Genomic DNA, 5,213 nt, shown 5'->3' with positions numbered 1-5,213 from the left:
AGCTAAGCGACTTCCATATCTCACAGGGGGCAACCCCCAACTACTTCCGGCGTTCTAGGGCTTAACTTCTGTGTTCGGCATGGGTACAGGTGTATCTCCTAGGCTATCGTCACTTAACTTTGAGTCTTACATACTCAAAATTGAATATCTATCAAATTTCACTTAAAATATTCACGCTTCGTATTCTCAGTTACTTTGGATAAGTCCTCGAGCTATTAGTATTAGTCCGCTACATGTGTCGCCACACTTCCACTTCTAACCTATCTACCTGATCATCTCTCAGGGCTCTTACTGATATAAAATCATGGGAAATCTCATCTTGAGGTGGGTTTCACACTTAGATGCTTTCAGCGTTTATCCCTTCCCTACATAGCTACCCAGCGATGCCTTTGGCAAGACAACTGGTACACCAGCGGTAAGTCCACTCTGGTCCTCTCGTACTAGGAGCAGATCCTCTCAAATTTCCTACGCCCGCGACGGATAGGGACCGAACTGTCTCACGACGTTCTGAACCCAGCTCGCGTGCCGCTTTAATGGGCGAACAGCCCAACCCTTGGGACCGACTACAGCCCCAGGATGCGACGAGCCGACATCGAGGTGCCAAACCTCCCCGTCGATGTGAACTCTTGGGGGAGATAAGCCTGTTATCCCCAGGGTAGCTTTTATCCGTTGAGCGATGGCCCTTCCATACGGAACCACCGGATCACTAAGCCCGACTTTCGTCCCTGCTCGAGTTGTAGCTCTCGCAGTCAAGCTCCCTTATACCTTTACACTCTGCGAATGATTTCCAACCATTCTGAGGGAACCTTTGGGCGCCTCCGTTACCTTTTAGGAGGCGACCGCCCCAGTCAAACTGCCCGTCAGACACTGTCTCCGATAGGGATCACCTATCCGGGTTAGAGTGGCCATAACACAAGGGTAGTATCCCAACAACGTCTCCCTCGAAACTGGCGTCCCGAGTTCATAGACTCCTACCTATCCTGTACATGTGGTACAGACACTCAATATCAAACTGCAGTAAAGCTCCATGGGGTCTTTCCGTCCTGTCGCGGGTAACCTGCATCTTCACAGGTACTAAAATTTCACCGAGTCTCTCGTTGAGACAGTGCCCAAATCATTACGCCTTTCGTGCGGGTCGGAACTTACCCGACAAGGAATTTCGCTACCTTAGGACCGTTATAGTTACGGCCGCCGTTTACTGGGGCTTCAATTCATACCTTCGCGTTACCGCTAAGCACTCCTCTTAACCTTCCAGCACCGGGCAGGCGTCACCCCCTATACATCATCTTACGATTTAGCAGAGAGCTGTGTTTTTGATAAACAGTTGCTTGGGCCTATTCACTGCGGCTGACCTAAAGTCAGCACCCCTTCTCCCGAAGTTACGGGGTCATTTTGCCGAGTTCCTTAACGAGAGTTCTCTCGCTCACCTGAGGCTACTCGCCTCGACTACCTGTGTCGGTTTGCGGTACGGGTAGAGTATGTTTAAACGCTAGAAGCTTTTCTTGGCAGTGTGACGTCACTAACTTCGCTACTAAACTTCGCTCCCCATCACAGCTCAATATTATAGAACTAAGCATTTAACTCAATTCACACCTCACTGCTTAGACAGACTCTTCCAATCGTCTGCTTTAGTTAGCCTACTGCGTCCCTCCATCACTACATACTCTAGTACAGGAATATCAACCTGTTGTCCATCGGATACACCTTTCGGTCTCTCCTTAGGTCCCGACTAACCCAGGGCGGACGAGCCTTCCCCTGGAAACCTTAGTCTTACGGTGGACAGGATTCTCACCTGTCTTTCGCTACTCATACCGGCATTCTCACTTCTATGCGTTCCAGCGCTCCTCACGGTACACCTTCTCCACACATAGAACGCTCTCCTACCATACCTATAAAGGTATCCACAGCTTCGGTAAATTGTTTTAGCCCCGGTACATTTTCGGCGCAGGGTCACTCGACTAGTGAGCTATTACGCACTCTTTGAATGAATAGCTGCTTCTAAGCTAACATCCTAGTTGTCTGTGCAACCCCACATCCTTTTCCACTTAACAATTATTTTGGGACCTTAGCTGGTGGTCTGGGCTGTTTCCCTTTCGACTACGGATCTTAGCACTCGCAGTCTGACTGCCGACCATAATTCATTGGCATTCGGAGTTTATCTGAGATTGGTAATCCGGGATGGACCCCTCACCCAAACAGTGCTCTACCTCCAAGAATCTTGATGTCGACGCTAGCCCTAAAGCTATTTCGGAGAGAACCAGCTATCTCCAAGTTCGTTTGGAATTTCTCCGCTACCCACAAGTCATCCAAGCACTTTTCAACGTGCCCTGGTTCGGTCCTCCAGTGCGTCTTACCGCACCTTCAACCTGCTCATGGGTAGGTCACATGGTTTCGGGTCTACGACATGATACTAATGCGCCCTATTCAGACTCGGTTTCCCTGCGGCTCCGTCTCTTCAACTTAACCTCGCATCATATCGTAACTCGCCGGTTCATTCTACAAAAGGCACGCTCTCACCCATTAACGGGCTCGAACTTGTTGTAGGCACACGGTTTCAGGTTCTATTTCACTCCCCTCCCGGGGTGCTTTTCACCTTTCCCTCACGGTACTGGTTCACTATCGGTCACTAGGGAGTATTTAGGGTTGGGAGATGGTCCTCCCAGATTCCGACGGGATTTCACGTGTCCCGCCGTACTCAGGATACTGCTAGGTACAAAGACTATTTAAAATACGAGGCTCTCACTCTCTTTGGCTGACCTTCCCATGTCATTCTTCTATAATCTTTGTGTCCACATTGCAGTCCTACAACCCCGAAGAGTAAACTCTTCGGTTTGCCCTCCTGCCGTTTCGCTCGCCGCTACTAAGGCAATCGCTTTTGCTTTCTCTTCCTGCAGCTACTTAGATGTTTCAGTTCACTGCGTCTTCCTCCTCATATCCTTAACAGATATGGGTAACAGGTATCACCTGCTGGGTTCCCCCATTCGGAAATCCCTGGATCATCGCTTACTTACAGCTACCCAAGGCATATCGTCGTTTGTCACGTCCTTCTTCGGCTCCTAGTGCCAAGGCATCCACCGTGCGCCCTTATTAACTTAACCTTATTTTTTGACCTTTCAGTCATAAACTCTTTATTAATACTACAGCGTTTTCGGTTTATTTTCTTGTTACTATTTGATATAGATATTCAATTTTCAATGTGCATGACTTGGTGATCTCTCACCAATGGAGCCTAGCGGGATCGAACCGCTGACCTCCTGCGTGCAAAGCAGGCGCTCTCCCAGCTGAGCTAAGGCCCCACAAGACCTCTCAAGACTAAACAAGACCAATGTGCTTTCCTTATCCTTAGAAAGGAGGTGATCCAGCCGCACCTTCCGATACGGCTACCTTGTTACGACTTCACCCCAATCATCTATCCCACCTTAGGCGGCTGGCTCCTAAAAGGTTACCTCACCGACTTCGGGTGTTACAAACTCTCGTGGTGTGACGGGCGGTGTGTACAAGGCCCGGGAACGTATTCACCGCGGCGTGCTGATCCGCGATTACTAGCGATTCCGACTTCATGTAGGCGAGTTGCAGCCTACAATCCGAACTGAGACTGGCTTTAAGAGATTAGCTTGCCGTCACCGACTTGCGACTCGTTGTACCAGCCATTGTAGCACGTGTGTAGCCCAGGTCATAAGGGGCATGATGATTTGACGTCATCCCCACCTTCCTCCGGTTTATTACCGGCAGTCTCGCTAGAGTGCCCAACTAAATGATGGCAACTAACAATAGGGGTTGCGCTCGTTGCGGGACTTAACCCAACATCTCACGACACGAGCTGACGACAACCATGCACCACCTGTCACCTCTGTCCCGAAGGAAAACTCTATCTCTAGAGCGGTCAGAGGGATGTCAAGACCTGGTAAGGTTCTTCGCGTTGCTTCGAATTAAACCACATGCTCCACCGCTTGTGCGGGCCCCCGTCAATTCCTTTGAGTTTCAACCTTGCGGTCGTACTCCCCAGGCGGAGTGCTTAATGCGTTAGCTACGGCACTAAACCCCGGAAAGGGTCTAACACCTAGCACTCATCGTTTACGGCGTGGACTACCAGGGTATCTAATCCTGTTTGCTCCCCACGCTTTCGAGCCTCAGCGTCAGTTACAAGCCAGAGAGCCGCTTTCGCCACCGGTGTTCCTCCATATATCTACGCATTTCACCGCTACACATGGAATTCCACTCTCCCCTCTTGCACTCAAGTTAAACAGTTTCCAAAGCGTACTATGGTTAAGCCACAGCCTTTAACTTCAGACTTATCTAACCGCCTGCGCTCGCTTTACGCCCAATAAATCCGGACAACGCTCGGGACCTACGTATTACCGCGGCTGCTGGCACGTAGTTAGCCGTCCCTTTCTGGTAAGATACCGTCACAGTGTGAACTTTCCACTCTCACACTCGTTCTTCTCTTACAACAGAGCTTTACGATCCGAAAACCTTCTTCACTCACGCGGCGTTGCTCGGTCAGACTTCCGTCCATTGCCGAAGATTCCCTACTGCTGCCTCCCGTAGGAGTCTGGGCCGTGTCTCAGTCCCAGTGTGGCCGATCACCCTCTCAGGTCGGCTATGTATCGTTGCCTTGGTGAGCCGTTACCTCACCAACTAGCTAATACAACGCAGGTCCATCTGGTAGTGATGCAATTGCACCTTTTAAGCAAATATCATGCGATATCTACTCTTATGCGGTATTAGCTATCGTTTCCAATAGTTATCCCCCGCTACCAGGCAGGTTACCTACGCGTTACTCACCCGTTCGCAACTCATCCGCTCGGTGCAAGCACCAAGCTTCAGCGTTCTACTTGCATGTATTAGGCACGCCGCCAGCGTTCGTCCTGAGCCAGGATCAAACTCTCATTAAAAGTTTGAGTTCTCACTCATTTCTGTCACTGACAGATTTATTGTTTTTTTCATTGTTCAGTACTATAACTTCAGTTATAGTGCCCTGCACATTGGTTCGTCTTGTTCAGTTTTCAAAGGTCTTTGTCACTTAATCTCTCTCAAGCGACAACTATATTAGTATATCACAGTCACTTTTAACTGTCAACAGGTTTTTTTAACTTTTTTATTTCCTATTAACCTATCTGCAATACACCCATAGTCCGTACGGGATTCGAACCCGTGTTACCGCCGTGAAAAGGCGGTGTCTTAACCCCTTGACCAACGGACCTTGAGCTTTT

General features: G+C 49.5%; 2 tRNA genes and 3 rRNA genes. All 5 read right to left on the bottom strand.

Annotated features, from left to right (window positions below):
- Window position 1 precedes the first annotated feature (1 nt).
- Window positions 2-117, bottom strand: a 5S ribosomal RNA gene (gene rrf, locus ACVC7R_RS08425).
- A gap of 78 nt (window positions 118-195) precedes the next feature.
- Window positions 196-3,098 (bottom strand): 23S ribosomal RNA (locus ACVC7R_RS08420).
- 125 nt (window positions 3,099-3,223) lie between these two features.
- Window positions 3,224-3,296, bottom strand: a tRNA-Ala gene (locus tag ACVC7R_RS08415).
- 50 nt (window positions 3,297-3,346) lie between these two features.
- A 16S ribosomal RNA gene (locus ACVC7R_RS08410) occupies window positions 3,347-4,895 on the bottom strand.
- Together the 16S, 23S and 5S rRNA genes with 2 tRNA genes alongside form the textbook arrangement of a ribosomal RNA operon.
- Before the next feature lie 236 nt (window positions 4,896-5,131).
- Window positions 5,132-5,203, bottom strand: a tRNA-Glu gene (locus tag ACVC7R_RS08405).
- Window positions 5,204-5,213 lie beyond the last annotated feature (10 nt).

The sequence above is a fragment of the Streptococcus sp. Z554 genome, assembly GCF_053010305.1.
The sequence above is the reverse complement of the archived record's forward strand: the minus strand, read 5'-3'. Positions and strand labels throughout refer to the sequence as shown.